The following is a 20095-nucleotide window of genomic DNA, read 5'->3' on the forward strand; positions in this document are numbered from 1 at the left end:
TGGACTTCTTTTTTTTGATAAACGAAGCGTTACTCAAAAGAGAGTGAGCGATAATTTGGAGTACAAACACTCTTATTAATAAAAGTGAAAGAAAATGGAAATAATCTAATACATGTGCTATACTTGCTTTGGAAGCGCCTACTTTTGATTTACTACAAAATGAAATTCAGAAATAACTCTTGGAGAAGATATACTCTCACTTTATTAAAAGAAATAGACAGAGAAGTTTGCTTTATCTTTATCCTCAAAAAATAACACACACAATAAAAAACCCTGACACAATAAAAAGTGTCAAGGTTTTTTTATGAAACATAATCGAAAGCGTTTACAATCTAAGTATACAATATTAATTATCTTATAAGGAGTTGTAATGAAAGAAAAAACTAGTCTTAAAGTGCGGGTTCAGAAACTTGGAACAGCACTCTCAAATATGGTTATGCCTAACATTCCAATCTTAATTGCTTGGGGTGTTCTCACGATGTTCTTTATCCCAGACGGTTTCACACCAAACAGTACTTTTGCGGCTATGGTTGGCCCTATGCTTGTCTTTCTTATTCCAGTCATGATTGGTTATACAGGCGGTAAAAATATCTATGATCACCGCGGAGGTGTTGTTGGTGCAATTGCCACATTTGGTTCGATTGTTGCCACAGCAACAACTACGATGGGTGGGCTTAATGAAAACGGCAATGTTCCGATGATTTTAGGTGCTATGATTTTAGGTCCTCTTGGAGCTTGGCTGATTAAAAAATTCGACCAGGTCGTGCAACCTCATATCAAAGCAGGACTTGAGATGTTGATTAACAACTTTTCTGCCGGTCTTGTCGGTTTCGGAATTTCATTATTTGCCGTAAAAGTAGTTGGTCCATTAGTTGCAGCTTTAACAGATATTATGGGTCAAGGGGTTGATTTCCTTGTTTCCAACCACCTTATCCCTTTAGCAAATGTCTTTATTGAACCTGCTAAAATTCTATTTTTAAATAATGCCATTAACCAAGGTATTTTGACGCCTTTGGGTATCCAGCAAGCCAGTGAACAAGGAAAGTCACTGTTGTTTTTACTCGAAGCAAACCCTGGACCAGGTCTTGGTATTTTGATTGCCTTTTGGCTCTTTGGTAAAGGTTCAGCAAAAGCTACAGCACCAGGTGCGATAATTATTCAATTTATTGGTGGGATTCACGAAATTTATTTCCCATACGTGATGATGAAACCAGCTCTGTTTTTCGCAGTAATTGCTGGTGGTGTATCAGGTACTTTGACAAACAATTTCTTGGGGGCAGGTCTTCAAGCACCAGCATCTCCAGGTTCAATTATTGCCATCACAGGGATGGCTTCTGGTAAAGCTGCAGGAGGATTGGGAAATATTCTTAGTGTTTGGGCCGGTATTCTTGTTGCTGCTGGTGTTTCCTTCCTTGTTGCGTCCTTCATTTTGAAACGTGACAAGTCAATGGTTGATGACTCAGCACTTGAAGAAGCACAAGCCAATGTTTCGGAAGCAAAGGCTGTTGCCAAAGGGCAAGTTGCTCCATCTCACGAAGCAGTTGATTTTTCAGCGGTTAAACATGTCATTTTTGCTTGTGATGCGGGTATGGGTTCATCTGCGATGGGCGCATCAATTCTTAGAAATAAAGTTAATAAAGCTGATCTGCCACAAGACGTTACAAATATTGCTATTGCTAATCTTAAAGCAGGGCCAGATACTATTGTTGTCACACAAGAAGAATTAGCTGCTCGTGCGGGGACAATGTCACCAGATGCAATTCGATATTCTGTTTCCAACTTTTTAAATTCACCAAAATACGATGAAATCATTTCACGATTGTCTCAAACACAGGCTTCAGAGCCATCTGAAAGTGAACCTGTAACCTTAACGAACAGTCCAACAGTAGAAGAAGAAATAGATTTGAATCAAATCGATGAGGTTGTCTTTGCTCATGATGGTGAGCATATCGGTTCCGCAACGATGGGTAAAGAAACATTAGGGGCTATCTTTAAGATGAATGGCATTCAGCTTCCGATTTCAGATGTAGAGTTTTTAGGTTTAGCAGCTTTCAATGCAGCAAACATCATGATTGTAACTACAGAAGAGTTTACACATCGTGCTAAAAGAGTTGCGCCTAATGCTCAATATCTCGAGGTTGAAAGTCTGATTACAACACCAAGATATGATCAACTTGTCGCACGTTTGAACAAGTTATAAACCAAAAGTAAAGGGGGAAACCTCGTGTTAGTAACACAACGTGAACAACAAATCATCCAAGAATTTTTAGTGAAGAAAACCTTGACCGTTGCAGATATGATGGAAGCGACTGGAGCCAGCAGAAGAACAATTTATCGGGATTTAGATAAATTTCAACTGACTTTGCCTAATATGGGTATTTATTTACGTACTTCAACAGAAGGCTATTATTTAGAAGGAAATCTTGCCCGATTAGAGCAACTTCAGGAGCTCAAGGAGTTTTCGCCTCAAGAAAGACAAAAAGCTGAGATTGTTCTTTTAGTCACGGAGCATCACTCTCTTGAAGAATTAGCAGAACGTTTTGCAGTAAGTTTGCCCACTGTTATTTCGGATTTGAAACATTTAGATAAAATTTGTGAAGAAAATGAACTCTTTTTACATCAAGATGACGAAATTTGGATTACAGGAAAAGAAGAAAAAATTCGTTCGGTCTTGGTTTCGATATTAAATGACTCGATGAGTATCAGTGAAGCATTGAATGGCGATTTTGCGGAAGGTAAAATTTCTTCATTTTTGGAAACACAGTTTTTAGAGACAGCAAAAGCAATCTTTGAAAAAAATGTCGAGATAAAAGCGGTCGATAAAAGTAAGGTTTTGATGCAATTTTTCCTTGGCATAACACTGCTAAGGATTAACCAAGGAAAGACAATTTCATCTGGACTTTGGCGTAAACCAAGTAAAGAAGCAATTGCCTTTGTAAGGGAAATTATCCAAGAGCTAGGGGGAATATCTTTTAGTCTCGCAGAGATTGTATATCTAGCCAGTATCTATGATGTGCTTTACTTTGGTTTTGGTCGTGAAGTTCTTTTTATGGAAAAATTTGACAGTCAGTTTTCGTATAAAGTACGCCAACTGATCAGTGAAGTTTCACAAAAAATGGATATTGCTTTTATCAAAGACGATAAACTCTATGGCCTTCTTTATGCTCATCTAAAAGAAACAGAAATTTTACCGGATCTTTCCTCCGAAAAAGAAAATAAGTTTATCAAAAAGATTGAAGCGGACAACAAAAAAGTTTTTAAAGTGGTGCAGGATGTTCTGCCGAAAGTATTTTCACGGAAATTCTCCAGCACAGATACAGCTTTTGTAACTTTGCATTTCGTAGCGACTCTTGAACGAAGTGATTTGGTTCTTCCCTTAACAGCGGCTATTGTGACAAGTCGGGGGCGAATCTCTTGTGAATTTTTGATCAGTCACTTAAAGAAAAATTTCCCCTTTTTGAAGCGTATCGATATTATCCAATTGTCTGAAATACCGGATCTGGAGCACTATGATGTAGTATTTACAACAGAAAAAGAGTTGAATTATATTTATGTGAGTCGTATATTGGATCAGAAAAATACCGATGATATTCGTCACCAATTGCGTGTAATTCAACAAGAGGCAAGGAAAGAAAATAAGGAAGATGAGCCACGTCATACAGTAGATCTAAGCAGGTTATTCAGTATAAGTAATACTTTATTAGAACAATTTTCTCTGGAAACTTTAGAAAACCCACCCCATTTGCAAGCTGTTATTGAACTTATTGTACAGCGCTTGGGTTTTTCAGAAAAAGAAGGATTGGCTCGGCTCTTGTTAGAACGTTTCGAGGCGACACATTTGGCCATTCCGGATACAAATATTGCACTGCTTCATGGTCTCCATGGAACAGTGCCGTATCCGCTTTTCAAAATATATGATCTAGAGGAGCGCATAGAAGTAATTGCCATGAACCAAGAAAAGATAAGCGTTAATCGTGTTCTCTTGTTATTAGCACCTCCAGAAGTTGACCATTATGCGACATATCTCTTGGGTAGAATATCGAGCTCAATCATCGAAAATAAACTGTATACGAAAATTTATGATTCCGGTAATCAAGAAGTTGTCGAAGAGCTCTTAAAAACGATTATGACTGAATCAATCCAAAAATATGGAGAATAAAATGAGAATTCAAAGAAATCTGATAAAACTAAATAAACATTTTGAAACAAAAGAAGAAGCGATTGAATATTGTGGTTCCCTGCTTCATGATGCAGGCTGTGTGACCGCAGCGTATATTCCAGCTATGGTTCAACGTAACGAGGAACTTTCTGTATATATGGGGAATTTTATCGCCATCCCTCACGGCACAGATGAAGCAAAAAAAGAAGTTAAAAAAACCGGCATATGTATTGTGCAAGTCCCTCGGGGCATAAACTTTGGTGATGCTGAAGAACGCAAAGTGGCGACTGTTTTATTTGGAATAGCAGGTGTGGGAGACGAGCATTTAGAGCTTATCCAAAAAATCTCGCTTTTCTGCGCTGATGTCGATAATGTCGTTAAAATCGCAGATGCACAAACTGTTGATGAAATCGCAGCATACTTTGAAAACTAGACAATCTCAAAAATCTTGGCACAGTAAAAAGTGCCAAGATTTTTATTTAGTAGCGTAAAGAAAACGATTACAATGAAGGAGTAAAAAGAAGAAATGAAGGGAAATACAAATGAAAAAAGCAGTACATTTTGGCGCAGGAAATATCGGACGTGGTTTCATCGGAGAAATCTTATATAAGAACGGTTTTGAAATTGCCTTTGTCGATGTTAATGAAAAAATCATCAACGCTTTAAATGAGGAAGGGAAATATACGATTGAGCTGGCAGATCAATCGCATGAAAAAATTCAAGTCCATAGCGTTTCGGGCATTAACAATGCGCAGAACCCTGAAGCAGTAGTTGAGGCTATCGCAGAGGCTGATATCGTTACTACAGCGATTGGCCCCAACATACTTCCTTTTATTGCGGAACTGATTGCTAAAGGCATTCAAAAGCGTAAAGCCCAAGGAAATCAAAAACCATTAGACATCCTTGCTTGTGAAAATATGATTGGGGGCTCTGAATTTCTTTTTGAGAAGGTCAAAGAATATTTAACACCAGCTGATTTAGAATTTGTAAATTCAAAAATCGGCTTTCCCAATGCGGCAGTCGACCGTATCGTCCCCAATCAATCCCATGAAGAACCGCTCTATGTTGTGGTTGAACCCTTCCGTGAGTGGGTAGTGGACGAAAGTCAACTGAAAAACAGTGAAGTAAAGCTTGATGGTGTTCATTATGCCAGAGATTTGGAACCTTATATTGAACGTAAACTCTTCTCTGTTAACAGTGGTCATGCGACAGTGGCTTATACAGGCGCATATTATGGTTACCAAACGATTTTAGAAGCCTTGCAAAATAATGAAGTATTGGCCTCACTTAAAGACGTCCAAGCTGAAACACGCCAGTTGCTCTTAGCCAAATGGGACTTTACTGAAGAAGAGTTGAAAGCCTATCACGAAACGATTATTAAGCGCTTCTCAAATACAGAGATAGTGGATGAGATAAGCCGTGTAGCACGAACTCCGATGCGTAAGCTAGGCTACGATGAACGCTTTATCCGCCCAATCCGTGAACTTTCTGACCGCGGTTTATCTTATCAAAGCCATTTGGCAGTTGTGGGGAAAATATTTGCCTACAAAGATGAAAACGATAAAGAAGCTGTGGCTTTGCAAGAAGCATTAAAAGAAAAAGGGCTTAACGCAGTCATCCGTGAAGTCACAAGTCTTACAGATGAGAGCTTGATTACGGAGATTGAGGCGAATGCGAAAAAATATATGAAGTGAATTTCCATTGAAAAAAGTTACGTTTTGATGAGGCTTTTAACTTACTTAGAAGACTAAAATGGTGAAAGAAAGGACTTTTCTGATATAATAAAACTATGAAGAAAAAAGTAATCGCTATCATCATCGCTCTTTTAGTCGGTGCAGTTGGGCTATTCCTTTGGCAGACAAAGGTCTTTGCTCCAAAAACGGCAAAAGAAGAAGTAAAACAAGAGGAAAAATCAGGTCCTGTACGCTCAGAACTTACAGGCCTTGAAACGACAGCTGATAAGGCAAAACGTCCGATAACTGCTGTGATGGTGGAAAATTCACCAGAAGCGCGACCGCAATCCGGCCTTAAAGATGCGGGAGTGGTTTTTGAAGCTGTCGCTGAAGGAGGCATAACACGCTTTGTGGCCCTTTATCAGGAAGCACAGCCTGATTTGATTGGCCCTGTGCGTTCTATTCGTCCTTACTTTGTGGAGTGGGCAGCAGGTTTTGATGCTGGCTTAGCTCACGTGGGTGGCTCAGAGTTAGCCTTAGACATGGTTAAGTCGGGTGATTATGTCGCAGACTTAGATCAATTTAAAGCACCTGAGGGTATTTTCTGGCGTTCTGAGGACCGCGTAGCACCACATAATATGTATACGAAAATGAGTGGTTTGGACAAGTACATGACCAAGCTAGATAAGAAGAAATCTGATTTCCAAAGCTGGGACAGACAAGCACTCAAGTCAGATAAAACAGAAAGTGACCTGCCAGCTGCTCAAGCTATCAGACTTCCAGTCTCTACCGGTATTTTTGAAGTCAGCTATCATTACGATACAGCCAGCAAGACCTATCAACGTTTCCAAGGTGGTGAAGTACATCAAGACCGAGAAAAGGGTCAAATTTCACCAGATGTAGTCATTGCAATCATGGTCAATCAAAAACTATCCGCAGATGGTAACCACATGGATATCGAAACGACTGGCACAGGCAAGGCCTATATTTTCCAAAACGGCAAAGTCCAAGAAGGAAATTGGGCCAAACCAAATGCACAAACAAATATCAGCTTCACAGACGATCAAGGAAACAAAATCCCGCTCAAGTCGGGTCAAACTTGGATAACGGCAGTTGATAATAGTCGTGAAGTTGTTTGGGAGTAGTATAACAATTATTAATATTTAAATAAAAAGATATAAAAAGAGTGTCTACAAACGTAACACTCTTTTATGCTATAATAAAACACTATGCAAAACCCAAAAACAAAAACACCTCCAAAAACAAGTAAAAAAACTAAAAAGAAAACGAAACGTATCCTCTTATCTATCATAAGCGTATTGATATTGCTTATCGTTGCTCTGCCTTTCTATGCTTGGAAAGTTGAGCCCTTCCTTGTGCATGTCAATCATGTCGAGCTGGGAAAGAAAAATGAGCGGACACCACTAAACGTTGTACAAATCTCTGATTTGCAGGTTTCTGAATACTATGAAACCAATCGTTTAGATAAGGTGATTGAGAAGGTTAATGCCCAAAACCCAGATATTCTTTTGTTTACAGGAGATTTGTTTGATAATTACTCCAAGTATCCAGAACAGATGGCACCAATGATTGAAAAATTAAAAGCTTTTAAGGCAAATATTGGGAAGTATGCCGTTTGGGGCAATCATGATTATGGTGGCGGTGCTGTCCGTGTCTATGAAGATGTTATGTCGGCGGGTGGATTTACCGTGCTAAGAAATCAGGGAGAAACTCTAACATTGAGCGATGGTCGCCAAGTTTTCTTAGGTGGACTTGACGATTCTCTTTTAGGAAATCCTTCGGTATCCGATACGCTTGCTTACCGTCAAAACTATGATTACGCCATCACAATGACACATGAACCGGATGTGGCGGATGCTTTTATCGGTACAGATACACAGCTGGTTTTAGCGGGTCACAGTCACGGTGGTCAGGTCTGGATTCCCTTCTATCCGATAAAAAATGTTCTGGCTGAGAAGTATACACGGGGCTTATACCAGCTTGATGCTATTACACAATTATATGTCAATACAGGGATAGGAACCACATCGATTCACGCCCGTTTTGGAGTTATACCTGAGGTAACTCAGTTCACCATTTATATATAAAAGAAAAGAGGGTCTACTCTCTTTTTTTTTGTTACAAAAGAGCTTTGCCATCTCCTGTAAAGTGACTATTTTGCAGCTTTAAATATTATAAAATAGAAGAGTTATCTATACATGAAACGGAAAGAATTGTAGGTGAAGCCTTGATTAGAGTATACTACCGCAAACCTTGTACCGCCAGTCAAAAAGCAAATTCGTGGTTTCAGAACTATGGGATAGAAGCGAAATATGTCCGAATTGAAAAAATATCAGAAACGGATTTACTGGAAATTTTATCTCTATCTGAAGGTGGTTTTGCAGAAATTACTAAAAAATCACGAACATCTTCAAAGAAGACCTTGAAAGCCCTAATGGGACTCAATAAATTAACTTTTAAAGAAGCTCTTGCTTTCGTCACTGAGCATCCAGAATGTTTGATTACACCCATTATTATTGGTAAAAATAAGATGTTGGTAGGATATAATGAAGTCGAAATGAGGAAGTTCATTCCACGTTATCTGCGCGATTAAAAACTGTAATGTTTACAAATTTAGAGTTATAATAAGGAGATAGGGCATTCAAAAAGTAAGGGATATTTATAATGAAAATAACAGCGATAGAAGATAGTGTGAGTTTGGAGCTCAAACTTTTGGAACTTATGAAAGAGAAGGGCGACTGGATTGATGCCGAAGAAATGGCAAAAACTTTGGGGATCAGTACAAAACGTACGACCAGTTTGATTAATAGTTTACTTCATGAGATAAGATCTTTTGACTCTGACAATCTCAATCTCAAAATATTAAAAGGGCGCGGAAACCTTTTAGAAATTAAGGATGCGCGTGATTATCGAAAATTTCGCCAGAAACTCATCGAAAATATCATTATTTATAAGATTCTCTTTTCGATTGCTTTAAATAAAGATGCAAATCTGGAACGCTTGGCTATGGAGAACTTTGTCAGCGAATCTTTGATTAAAAAGCGCATCGCAAGTGCCAATCAAATGATGGCCAATCTAGGTGTGAAGGTTGTAACCAGAAAAAAACAGTATCTTTTTCAAGGGGATGAACAACAAGTCAGAGGAATGTTAAATATTCTCTTTTGGCGCCTTTACCGAGGCGATGAGTGGCCTTTTTCAGGAGTTAATAAAGAAAAAATCATTAACTTGATTTCGCAAATAAGCCTTGAGATAGACTTACAGATGAATCAGTTTACAGCTTATCAAATTGCCTATATGTTTGCCATAAATTTTAGCAGATATCAACGTGGCTTTTCAGTAAACTTGGAAGAAGGCTGGGAGAAATATCGTTCGATTTGTGAATGGATTGATGAGAAGACGGATATTTACGCTTTATTTTACAAAAATTATGGTTTTCCTAAACATGAAGTGGATTTTTTACTGATTGAAGCCATGACTAAGAGCAAAATTTACAATAGTCTTGAGCATAAGGCACCCGATTTTTGGAGTGTTCTTGAAGGGACACCCGCCTTTGAAGCTACAGAACGTTTGGTGCAAAAAATGGAAACCCACACAGGAAAACTCTTTGAAGAGAAAAGAAGATTGTTCTTGCGGTATATTTATCCCTGTCATTTGCATGCGGACCTATTCTCAAACATCATTTTCTCAGAGTCTGGGCACCATGCAATTAACGTGTCGTCTTACTTTTTCCCAGTCATGCGCCAGTCTTTGAAAAAACTCCTTGCTGAGCTATATCAAGAAAGTGGACTCACACTCTTTTTAAATGAAGAATATTTGATTGGCGAGTATATATTGGCTTTATCCTTCTTTATGCCCGTCCAGTTTCAGGAAAAAGAAATCACGCTCTTCATTGATACTGACTTGTCCGAGATGCTAGAAAAATTGTTAATCCGACAAATTTTTAATCAATTTGGTCATCTTTATAATTTAAAAATAATCACAAGTCTATCAGAACCAGAACAAAATGTAGACATTGTTATTTCGACAAGCGCTATGGGTGAGCACAGTAATTTGAAAAAACCAGCGCAGTTATTCCTTGTTCATCCTTTCCTCACGCGAAGGGAAATCGAGGATATTGAGGACTATCTACATATTTTAATCACCAAAAATGACGAGTAATATTCGTCTTTTTTCGTTGCTTCCCATCTGCCTTTTTTTACCCCAATATCTCTTACTATAGTGATAAGCTAGAAGTATTAAAAAAGACGATAAGAGGTATTAAAATGGCTTTAGATGCTATAAAAATATTACAAGATGTGGTCCAAATCAACTCGGTCAATGGCAACGAAGAAGAAGTGGCGAACTATTTGCGTGCGTTACTTCAAGAGCATGATATTGCAACCAAGATAATTCCTTACAGCGAGGGACGCGCCAGTCTTGTTGCCGAGATTGGAAACGGTAATGGTCCGGTAATAGGTTTTGATGGGCATGAAGATACAGTATCTTTAGGAGATGAGAGTAAGTGGACATATCCGCCTTTAAGTGCGACTATAACCGAAGAGGGAAAAATGTACGGACGTGGCACTACAGACATGAAGTCTGGCCTTGTTGCAGCCGTTGTAGCTATGATTAATCTCAAAGAAAGTGGCGTTCCTCTGAATGGGAGAGTGCGCTTACTCGCTACTGTGGGTGAAGAAAAAGGTGAACTTGGAGCAGGTCAGCTTGCAGAACTTGGTTATGCCGATGATATGGAAGCTTTAGTTGTCTGTGAGCCAACAGGTGGAGACTTCGCCACATTGCAACAAATGAAAGATACGATTCCGCTCGACATTCCGAAGTTCGACGGGGAGATGCGTCTCATCTTTATTGGCCATAAAGGTTCCGTCAACTATAAGGTACATGCCAAAGGCAAGGCTGCACATAGCTCAATGCCAGAGCTGGGTCAAAATGCCATCGAAGGTTTACTTAAGTTTTATGATAAACAAAAAGCATATTTTGATAAGCTTACAGAAGAAGATGATCTTTTAGGTTCAACTATTCCAGTCGTGACTTTGATTAATGGTGGTGAACAGATTAATACTGTTCCGGCCAACGCGAGTATGGGTGTGAAAATCCGTACCATTCCCGCATTGTCTAATGAAAAATTGATTGCGGATATTCAAGCGCTGATTGATGAATGTAATCGTGAGCAAGCAGTAGAGTTATCTTTAGAGGTCACCGAAAATGTTGCCCCTGTCAAAAGTAGCCCAGACTCAAAAATAGTAAAAGTAACTTCTGAAGTTTTGGAAGAACATCTGCAGCAGAAAGCACCACAAGTTGGTGTATCTGGTGGAACAGACGCCTCACAGTTTGTAAGAGCTAATCCTAATCTTGATATTGTGGTTTGTGGACCCGGAAATGCTACAGCGCATGCTGTTGACGAGTATGTCCTTATAGATAGCTTTTTAGACTTTATCAAAATATACGAAAATATGATTCAAAAATATTTTGCAAGTTGAAACGGATAGGAGGAGATAACACTTTTGGCCAAGTAGCCTTTCTTGAGCCAAAGTGTTATTTTTTTGTGACTTTTCCTCAATTTTCTTCCTATATGAACTTCTATTATCTTTTATTGGCTCTATATAGTATAATAAAGAGTATGAAAAAAATAATCTCCTTTGGCTTAATACTTCTCGGTATTCTTGCAGATCAGCTATTGAAAGCTTGGACTGTTGCTAATATTCCATTGGGAGGAGAAAAGGAATTTATTCCTGGTATCCTCAGCCTAACCTATCTTCGAAACGAAGGCGCAGCTTGGTCGATTCTTGAAGGAAAACAATGGTTTTTCCTCATTTTGACACCAATCGTGATTATAGCCGCCCTTTATTTCCTTAATAAAAAAATAAATCAAAACTGGTACTTTGCCGCACTGACTTTGATTATTTCAGGAGCGCTAGGGAACTTTATTGACCGGGTGCGACAATCTTTTGTGGTAGACATGTTCCAGACGGATTTCATCAATTTTCCAATATTTAATATCGCTGATATACTGCTTTCAATAGGTTTTGTAGTACTCTTTATCGCGATTATTTTAGACAAAGAGGTAGAATAAATGACAGTAGTAATTATTGACGAGCCAAATGCGGGGCTTCGTTTAGACAAGGCTTTAGCAAACTTGAGTGATGCTTCACGTTCAGTATTGACAGAGCTGATTCGTGATGGGAAAGTCACGGTAGACGGGCAAGTAAAAAAAGCAAAATATAAAGTAAAAGCAGGGGAAACTATCGCCTACGAATTACCAGAAGTTGAAGTGCTTGATATCCAAGCTGAAGATATTCCTTTAGATATTGTTTATGAAGATTCTGATGTGGCAGTAATTAACAAGCCCCAAGGAATGGTTGTTCACCCAAGTGCGGGACATGCTTCAGGTACTTTGGTCAACGCCATTATGTACCACATCAAAGATCTTTCTTCTATTAATGGTGTGATTCGCCCCGGTATTGTCCACCGTATCGATAAGGATACTTCCGGTTTACTGATAATTGCCAAAAATGATGCCGCACATGAGTCTTTAGCGGCACAGCTCAAAGCAAAAACAAATAAACGCCGTTATCTTGCACTTGTGCATGGCGAGTTACCAAATGAAAAAGGTACGATTGAAGCCCCGATTGGTCGCAATCCTAAAGAGCGTAAGAAACAAGCTGTGATTTCAGGTGGAAAACCAGCCAAAACGCATTTTACCGTTTTGGAACGTTTCCCTGGATATACTCTTGTTGCCCTTGAGCTTGAAACAGGGCGTACACATCAGATACGTGTACACATGGCTTATATTGGCTTCCCAATCGCTGGAGATCCTCTCTATGGCCCAAGTAAAACTTTAACGCCAAACAAGGGACAATTTCTCCATGCCGAAACCCTAGGTTTTGAGCATCCTGCAACGGGCGAACTGCTTGAGTTCCAGGTCGACATTCCTGAAATATTTGCTCAACAACTTGATAATTTAAGAGGCTTGTCGTAAGACAGGTTTTTTATGTCCAATACGCCTTAGGTTATTGTATAATTTCAGAGTGCCTAAGTCCGTTTTGAATTCTGAGTTATTGTTAAACAAAAACCATCAAGCTGTTTTATAAATTTTTACCGTCCTAGAATGAATTTGTGGTAAAATAGTTCTATGCTAAAAAAATCTGATTTCGAAAAATTTCCTGATTTGCTTGTCAAATATGACGAGCCATTGTCAAATTACACCTACACCAAAGTTGGCGGACCAGCAGATTTTCTTGCTTTTCCCGCTTCAAGTGAAGAGTTAAGCGAGCTTCTCGACTTAGCACGAGCAGCAGAAACACCAATTACAGTATTGGGTAATGCATCCAACTTAATCGTTCGTGATGGTGGTATTCGTGGCTTAGTGATTTTACTTGAAAAAATGAATCACGTAAAAGTAGATAAAAATGTAATCACAGCTGAAGCAGGCGCAAAATTGATTGACACCACACATGTTGCACTTGATCATGCCTTGACGGGCTTCGAGTTTGCATGTGGTATTCCTGGTTCTGTTGGTGGGGCAGTCTTTATGAATGCTGGCGCCTATAGCGGTGAAATTGCCCATGTTTTACTCAATTGTACTGTTATTGACCAGGAAGGTTATCTCCGTGTATTAGAGGCAGATGAAATGAAATTCGGCTATCGTCATTCTGTTATTCGTGATGAGGACTTGATTGTTGTATCAGCTCAGTTTAAACTTGAAGCTGGTGATGCTTCAGTTATCAAAGCGGAAATGGACCGCTTAACAGGACTACGTGAAAGTAAGCAGCCACTCGAATATCCGAGCTGTGGTTCAGTATTCAAACGCCCTGCCGGACATTTCGCCGGACAGCTTATCCAAGAGGCAGGTATGCAAGGGCACCGTATCGGTGGTGTGGAAGTATCTAAAAAGCATGCTGGCTTTATGGTTAATGTCGATCAGGGTACAGCTACAGATTACGAAAATTTGATTGCTTATGTCATTGAGCATGTGAAGGAAAATTCTGGATTAACACTAGAAGCAGAAGTCCGTATTATCGGTGAGAAATTAGAAAGATAAAAACAAAGAAAAATGATTAATGCAATAGTTTTTGACGTTGACGATACAATTTATGACCAGCAAGCACCATTCAGACGTGCCATTTCGAAAGTCTTCCCAGACTTTGACATGACCGATATGAACAAAGCTTACATTCGCTACCGTCACTATTCAGACCTTGGTTTCCCAAAAGTAATTGCGGGCGAGTGGGATATTGAGTATTTCCGTTTTTATCGTACAAATGAAACACTTAAAGATTTAGGCTATCCTGAAATTTCACGTGCTACCGGAGATTATTTCCAAGAAATTTATGAATATGAATTGGAAAATATCACGATGCTTGATGAAATGCGTTTGACACTTGATTTTCTGAAAAAACGTAATATTCCAGTAGGTGTGATTACTAATGGCCCAACAGAACATCAGCTAAAAAAAGTACGTAAACTTGGTTTGTATGATTATGTTGAACCAAGTCATGTGATTGTTTCGCAAGCAACTGGTTTCCAAAAACCAGAAAAAGAAATCTTTAACTTGGCTGCGCAACAATTTGGCATGAATCCTGAGACAACTTTGTATGTAGGGGACTCTTACGACAATGATGTTATGGGCGGTCACAACGGTGGCTGGAAAACAATGTGGTTTAATCACCGCGGACGCAGTATTTCACAAGGAAAAAAAGTACACGACGTCGAAATTGATTCTTTTGAGCAACTCTTTGGTGCCGTAAAAGTTCTTTTTGATCTTCCAGATAACAAGTACATCATGGATTCTAATGACAAGACAAATCCTGTCCTTGAGTTGGGTATTAAGTCTGGTGTAAACCTCGCAGCAGAGCGCCTTTTGTCTACAGGGAAATTTGACTTAGAAGCGGTAGCTGATATGCTAGAATTAAGTAAAAAACAGGTCGAATTCCTGACTTTAAAAGGATACAAATAAAAAAATGAAATCAGAGACTTCTCTGATTTTTTAATTCGCTACTAGCATTTGTCGCTAAAGCCACTAAATGCTAGACGGCAAGCTCTATGAAATCTTGCCTAATCTCTAGGAAAAGAGAAAATTCACTCTTGCATTGACATAAAATTTACGTTATAATTATAAAAGTTTCTGCTCAGCAGAAAATAGGACTCATTTTTGCTGTAAACAAGCGAAAACTAAGGCCATACGGACAGCCAGAGTCACAGCCGATTGGCAATTTTATTGCCTTATTGATTAAGCAAATTATTTTGCTTATGGAGCTTCACACTCCACCCAAGAAACACGCTTGCGCGCATCAATAAGAGTACTAAAAGTTGACTACTCGGTCTCTCCGCAGTAAGACTGCTTTTTATATGTAATCAAAGATTGAATGTGAATCCAAGTGTGTGTACACTTGGATTTTTTTGATATGCTACCATCATTGCGCCTGAAGGCGCTAATGATGGACGGAAAGTCCTATAGGACCTTTCCTGAGCATCTCATTAGTCAAAAATCAAAAAAATATCGTTTTTGATTTTTGCCGTCATAATATGCTGTTGTTCATTTAAAGGCCCTCATTAGTTGAAAAACAAAAACGATATTTTTTGTTTTTCAACGTCAGGTGCCGTTATAATATGCTATTGATATTTACCATCAGGTAGCTCACTTTTAGCTCTATTTGCAAATAACGAAAACTTATTTCTTTCACCGGTTTTGAGATTCCGGTGTTGGTTGCCAACAATTAAAACTCTAAATCCAAGACGAAGGATGAAACCATGACTAAAAACATCATTGAATTTAAAAATGTAACGAAAACCTATGAAGATAGTGGTACGACAGTGCTCAAAGACATTACTTTTGAGATTGAAGAGGGGAAGTTCTATACTTTACTGGGTGCTTCTGGTTCAGGTAAATCAACGATTTTAAATATTATTGCTGGACTTCTAGATGCTACATCTGGAGATATTTTGCTAGACGGTCAGCGTATCAATGATGTCCCGACAAACAAGCGTGACGTGCATACGATTTTCCAATCTTACGCATTATTCCCGAATATGACGGTCTTTGATAATGTGGCTTTTGCTTTGAAAATCAAGGGAGTGAACAAATCAGAAATCGCACAACGTGTTTCTGAGTCGCTTAAGCTTGTGCAACTAGAAGGCTTCGAGAAACGTGCCATCAGTAAACTCTCTGGGGGGCAGAAACAACGTGTTGCTATTGCACGCGCCATTATTGACCGACCCAAAGTTCTCTTGCTGGATGAATCCCTGTCGGCTTTGGATATGAAGCTCCGCAAGGATATGCAATATGAACTGCGTGAGTTGCAACAAAGCCTGGGTATCACTTTTATTTTTGTGACTCATGATCAGGAAGAAGCTTTGGCCATGTCCGACTGGATCTTCATTATGAATGAGGGGGAAATTGTTCAGTCAGGCACACCAACCGATATATATGACGAACCGATTAACCATTTTGTGGCCGAGTTCATTGGTGAATCAAATATTATCAATGGCCGCATGATTGAGGACTATCTTGTCGAGTTCAACGGTCAACAATTTGAAGCTGTTGATGGCGGAATGCGGCCTAATGAGCCGATTGAGGTGGTCATTCGTCCTGAAGATATTGAGTTCACCTTGCCAGATGAAGGAAAATTCAATGTGAAAGTCGATACACAACTCTTCCGTGGGGTGCATTATGAGATTGTGGCTTATGATGATTTTGGTAACGAATGGCTGATTCACTCCACCCACAAGGCCTTAGTTGGAGAAACGGTTGGTTTGAACTTTGAGCCTGAAGCTATACACATTATGCGTCTTGATGAGACCGAAGAAGAATTTGATGCGCGTATCGAAGAGTATGTTGAGGAAGAAGAGCAAACTATCGGTATCGCCAATGCGGTCGAAGAAGAAGCTGCAGAAGAAGAGGCAGCCATCATGGATGCTGTTCAGGAAGCCTTGGAAAATACAATGGATTTGACTGAGCTGGCGCAAGCTGTAAACGATATTTTGCATAAGCAAGAAAACGGGGAAAGTGAGGAAGAAGAATGACCAAAAGACTCTTCTCTGTTCCTTATTTCCTGTGGGTGGGACTGTTCGTAGTAGCACCTCTTATCCTCTTGCTTTGGCAATCTTTCTTCAACATTCAAGGACAGTTTACCTTTTCTAACTACAGCCAGTATTTTACAAGCTCAACTTATCTGATGATGACTTGGAATTCGATCCTCTATGCCCTCATCATTACAGTCGTTACACTCTTGATTAGCTTTCCTGTGTCCTATGTGTTAACGAAACTCAAGCACAAACAGCTTCTCTTGATGTTAATTATCTTGCCCACTTGGGTGAATTTACTGCTGAAAGCTTATGCTTTCATTGGTATCTTCGGAAAGTATGGCTCTGTGAATAGTTTCTTACAATTTATCGGACTTGGCCGACCACAGATATTGTTTACAGACTTTAGCTTTATCTTTGTAGCAACCTATATTTCTATTCCTTTCATGGTGTTGCCTATTTTTAATGCTCTTGAGGATTTGGATGAAAACCTCGTCTTAGCCAGTTATGATTTAGGTGCAACACGGTGGCAAACCTTTATTCATGTGGTTTGGCCTTTATCGCTCAATGGTGTACGCTCAGGTGTCCAAGCTGTTTTTATTCCGAGCTTGTCACTTTTCATGCTGACACGCTTGATTGGCGGAAATAAGGTAATAACATTAGGTACTGCAGTTGAAGAACATTTCCTCACCACCCAAAACTGGGGGATGGGTTCAACCATTGCCATCATCTTAGTTTTTGCGATGATGATTATTATGTTAATGACAAGAGAAAGAAAGGTGGGTAGCTAATGCGCAGTAAAAACCGTGTCGGAAAAATCTATCTGGGCTTCGTGCTCTTTATCCTTTATGCCCCAATCTTTTTCTTGATTTTTTATGCCTTTAACGAAGGCGGGGATATGAATCAATTTACAGGCTTTACCTTAGATAACTTTAAAGAACTTTTTCAAGACAGCCGTTTAATTTTGATTGTCGTACAAACCTTTTTCTTGGCTTTCTTGAGTGCTTTAATTGCCACAATCATTGGAACTTTTGGTGCCATGTTTATCGAAAATCTTAAAGCCAAGGGTAAGACGACTTTCTTAGGCTTAAACAATGTCTTGATTGTATCGCCTGACGTTGTTATTGGTGCAAGTTTCTTGATTCTCTTTACCTTAGTAGGAATGAAACTTGGCTTTGCCTCAGTTTTGTTGAGCCACATCGCCTTTTCTATTCCGATTGTTGTCTTGATGGTGTTGCCACTTTACCAAGAGATGGATAAATCTTTAGTTGAGGCTGCCTATGATTTGGGGGCAACGCAGACTCAAGCATTAAGAGAAGTGATTCTGCCCTATTTGACACCTGGTGTCATCGCTGGGTTCTTTATGGCCTTCACTTATTCCTTAGATGACTTTGCCGTTACCTTCTTTGTCACAGGAAATGACTTTACGACAATGTCTGTCGAGATTTATTCACGTGCTCGTGCAGGAATCTCCCTTGAGATCAATGCACTATCCGCAATTGTATTTCTCTTCTCAATCTTACTGGTTATAGGGTATTATATAATCATGAGAGAATCAGATACTGCCGGAAAAACGCCAAATATTACTTAAGAAAGGACAGTTATCTTGAAAAAATTAATCTATTTCTTGTCAGGGATTTTAGCAATTACTGTTCTTCTTGGGGTTACAGCTTGGAGAATGTCCGCTGCGACAGGTATTTCAACCTCTACCAATAGCTTGACGATTTTTAACTGGGGCGAATATATCGATCCGCAGCTTCTCAAAAAGTTTGAAAAAGAGTCCGGCTATAAGGTTAATTATGTGACATTTGACTCCAATGAAGCCATGTATTCTAAAGTTAAACAAGGCGGTACTGCTTATGATATTGTTGTGCCCAGCGAATACATGGTGCAAAAAATGGCCAAAGAAAATCTTTTGCTTCCTTTAGATCACACCAAGATTAAAAATCTTAATTATGATAATCCGAAGCTCTTGGATGCGGCATTTGACCCTAAAAATACTTATTCTGTGCCTTATTTCTGGGGGACTTTGGGGATTGTATATAATGATAAATACATCACTCAGCCACCCACAAAATGGGAAGACCTTTGGTCTAAAGACTACAAAAATTCGATCCTCCTCACAGATAGTAGTCGAGATGTGATGGGGATGGGCTTAATCGCTACAGGAAGCTCTGTGAATACGACGAACCAGTCAGAGATTGATCGTGCTTATGACAAGCTCCTACAGCTCACACCCAATGTTAAAGCTATTCTCGGAGACGAAATCATGAGTTATATGATTAATAACGAAACACCGTTATCTGTCGTTTATAGTGGACAAGCATCCGAAATGACTTCAAGCAATGAACATTTACACTATGTGGTCCCTGCCCGAACAAACATTTGGTATGATAACTTGGCTATCCCAAAAACAAGTAAAAATACTAAAGCGGCCTATGCCTTTATCAACTTCATGCAAGAACCAGAAAATGCAGCGGCCAATGCTGAATACGTTGGCTATTCAACACCTAACGTTAAAGCAGAAGCACTCTTGCCTGCAGAAGTTCGTGAAGACAAGTCTTATTATCCTGATGAAGCTCTGATAAAAGAAGATGAAGCTTATGTTAATCTCAGTCCATATTGGACAGGTATTTATAATGATTTGTATCTTCAGTTTAAGATGAATAAATGAAAATAGCTCTAACCCTTGTGGTTGAGCTGTTTTTGTTTTCTATGCTCCAACTTAGTGTACATACTTTTTAAATTTTAGCATTCTAAACTTCCTTGATTATTATTTTTATTTTCAGGGAGACCATGCTAAAATTGATAATGTCCTAATTATATTCAAACCCTAGTATAATTTTGATTTTTCATAATAAATATCCAACCCATGGATATAACCTTGATGTCCCCCTTTCTCCATAGGGGGATTTTTGCTTTGTTCCTGCGCTTTTGACAGTTGCAACTCTCTTTGTTAACGCTTACTTTAGTGCTATAATATAGATAAGGTAAATACTGAATCCTTTATTTCAGTATACACCTTTATTTGATCGCTCCATATCTGTGCTTTGGTTCTTTGCCCGCAGATGTGGAGTTTTTCTATATAAGCAATGATTTGTAATTATAATGTTATATAAGGTAATGAGAGGAGAACGAGATGGAATTTCTTAGTGAAAACAAGATTTAGAAAAATAAGAAGAACAAGTGCATAAAAACAAGGAAAAATATTATGAAAAAGAGA

The 20095-nt window shown here is 39.0% G+C and carries 17 protein-coding genes; all 17 read left to right on the forward strand.

Annotated features, from left to right (window positions below):
• Positions 1-370 precede the first annotated feature (370 nt).
• The 17 genes from J0J33_RS06825 (at position 371) to J0J33_RS06905 (ending at position 19546) form a co-directional block, all read left to right on the forward strand.
• Positions 371-2200, forward strand: coding sequence for a PTS transporter subunit EIIC (locus tag J0J33_RS06825; protein ID WP_206921633.1), 1830 nt, complete (start codon positions 371-373; stop codon positions 2198-2200).
• A gap of 24 nt (positions 2201-2224) precedes the next feature.
• Positions 2225-4159, forward strand: a complete 1935-nt coding sequence (locus J0J33_RS06830; protein WP_206888974.1) for a transcription antiterminator — start codon at positions 2225-2227, stop codon at positions 4157-4159.
• 1 nt (position 4160) lies between these two features.
• On the forward strand, positions 4161-4592 hold the full coding sequence (locus J0J33_RS06835) for a PTS sugar transporter subunit IIA (RefSeq protein WP_017370234.1): 432 nt from the start codon (positions 4161-4163) through the stop codon (positions 4590-4592).
• A 109-nt stretch (positions 4593-4701) separates the two neighbouring features.
• On the forward strand, positions 4702-5853 hold the full coding sequence (locus tag J0J33_RS06840) for a mannitol-1-phosphate 5-dehydrogenase (protein ID WP_206888977.1): 1152 nt from the start codon (positions 4702-4704) through the stop codon (positions 5851-5853).
• Between the two features lie 95 nt (positions 5854-5948).
• Positions 5949-6977, forward strand: a complete 1029-nt coding sequence (locus J0J33_RS06845) for a DUF3048 domain-containing protein (RefSeq protein WP_206921634.1) — start codon at positions 5949-5951, stop codon at positions 6975-6977.
• An 84-nt stretch (positions 6978-7061) separates the two neighbouring features.
• Entirely contained in the window at positions 7062-7940 is an 879-nt protein-coding gene (locus tag J0J33_RS06850; protein WP_206888982.1) for a metallophosphoesterase, read from the forward strand.
• A 92-nt stretch (positions 7941-8032) separates the two neighbouring features.
• A complete protein-coding gene (locus J0J33_RS06855) occupies positions 8033-8446 on the forward strand; it encodes an ArsC/Spx/MgsR family protein (RefSeq protein ID WP_206889176.1) in 414 nt (137 codons plus the stop codon).
• A 71-nt stretch (positions 8447-8517) separates the two neighbouring features.
• Positions 8518-10011 (forward strand): helix-turn-helix domain-containing protein, encoded by a 1494-nt coding sequence (locus J0J33_RS06860; protein ID WP_206888992.1) that lies wholly within the window; start codon positions 8518-8520, stop codon positions 10009-10011.
• Between the two features lie 104 nt (positions 10012-10115).
• Positions 10116-11330 carry an ArgE/DapE family deacylase gene (locus J0J33_RS06865; protein ID WP_206888994.1) on the forward strand — a complete coding sequence of 405 codons (1215 nt, stop codon included), beginning with the start codon at positions 10116-10118 and terminating at the stop codon, positions 11328-11330.
• Positions 11331-11470: 140 nt separating this feature from the next.
• Positions 11471-11923 carry a signal peptidase II gene (gene lspA / locus J0J33_RS06870; protein WP_206921635.1) on the forward strand — a complete coding sequence of 151 codons (453 nt, stop codon included), beginning with the start codon at positions 11471-11473 and terminating at the stop codon, positions 11921-11923.
• A complete protein-coding gene (locus tag J0J33_RS06875; protein WP_206921636.1) occupies positions 11924-12829 on the forward strand; it encodes an RluA family pseudouridine synthase in 906 nt (301 codons plus the stop codon).
• A gap of 153 nt (positions 12830-12982) precedes the next feature.
• A complete protein-coding gene (gene murB / locus J0J33_RS06880; RefSeq protein WP_206888999.1) occupies positions 12983-13891 on the forward strand; it encodes a UDP-N-acetylmuramate dehydrogenase in 909 nt (302 codons plus the stop codon).
• A 12-nt stretch (positions 13892-13903) separates the two neighbouring features.
• The gene (locus J0J33_RS06885) at positions 13904-14806 is read left to right on the forward strand and encodes an HAD family hydrolase (RefSeq protein ID WP_019335567.1); all 903 of its coding nucleotides are present in this window, start codon (positions 13904-13906) and stop codon (positions 14804-14806) included.
• Between the two features lie 794 nt (positions 14807-15600).
• On the forward strand, positions 15601-16872 hold the full coding sequence (locus J0J33_RS06890) for an ABC transporter ATP-binding protein (protein WP_017370223.1): 1272 nt from the start codon (positions 15601-15603) through the stop codon (positions 16870-16872).
• A complete protein-coding gene (locus J0J33_RS06895) occupies positions 16869-17663 on the forward strand; it encodes an ABC transporter permease (RefSeq protein ID WP_206889001.1) in 795 nt (264 codons plus the stop codon). Before J0J33_RS06890 ends, J0J33_RS06895 begins: the two co-directional genes overlap by 4 nt.
• The gene (locus J0J33_RS06900) at positions 17663-18463 is read left to right on the forward strand and encodes an ABC transporter permease (protein ID WP_017370221.1); all 801 of its coding nucleotides are present in this window, start codon (positions 17663-17665) and stop codon (positions 18461-18463) included. The genes J0J33_RS06895 and J0J33_RS06900 overlap by 1 nt, the downstream gene beginning before the upstream one ends.
• A 15-nt stretch (positions 18464-18478) precedes the next feature.
• Complete coding sequence (locus tag J0J33_RS06905; RefSeq protein ID WP_165716743.1) at positions 18479-19546, forward strand: ABC transporter substrate-binding protein; 1068 nt, start codon at positions 18479-18481, stop codon at positions 19544-19546.
• Positions 19547-20095 lie beyond the last annotated feature (549 nt).

Origin of the sequence: Lactococcus sp. LG1267, assembly GCF_017309545.1 — a bacterium.
In the GTDB taxonomy this organism is placed as follows: domain Bacteria; phylum Bacillota; class Bacilli; order Lactobacillales; family Streptococcaceae; genus Lactococcus; species Lactococcus petauri.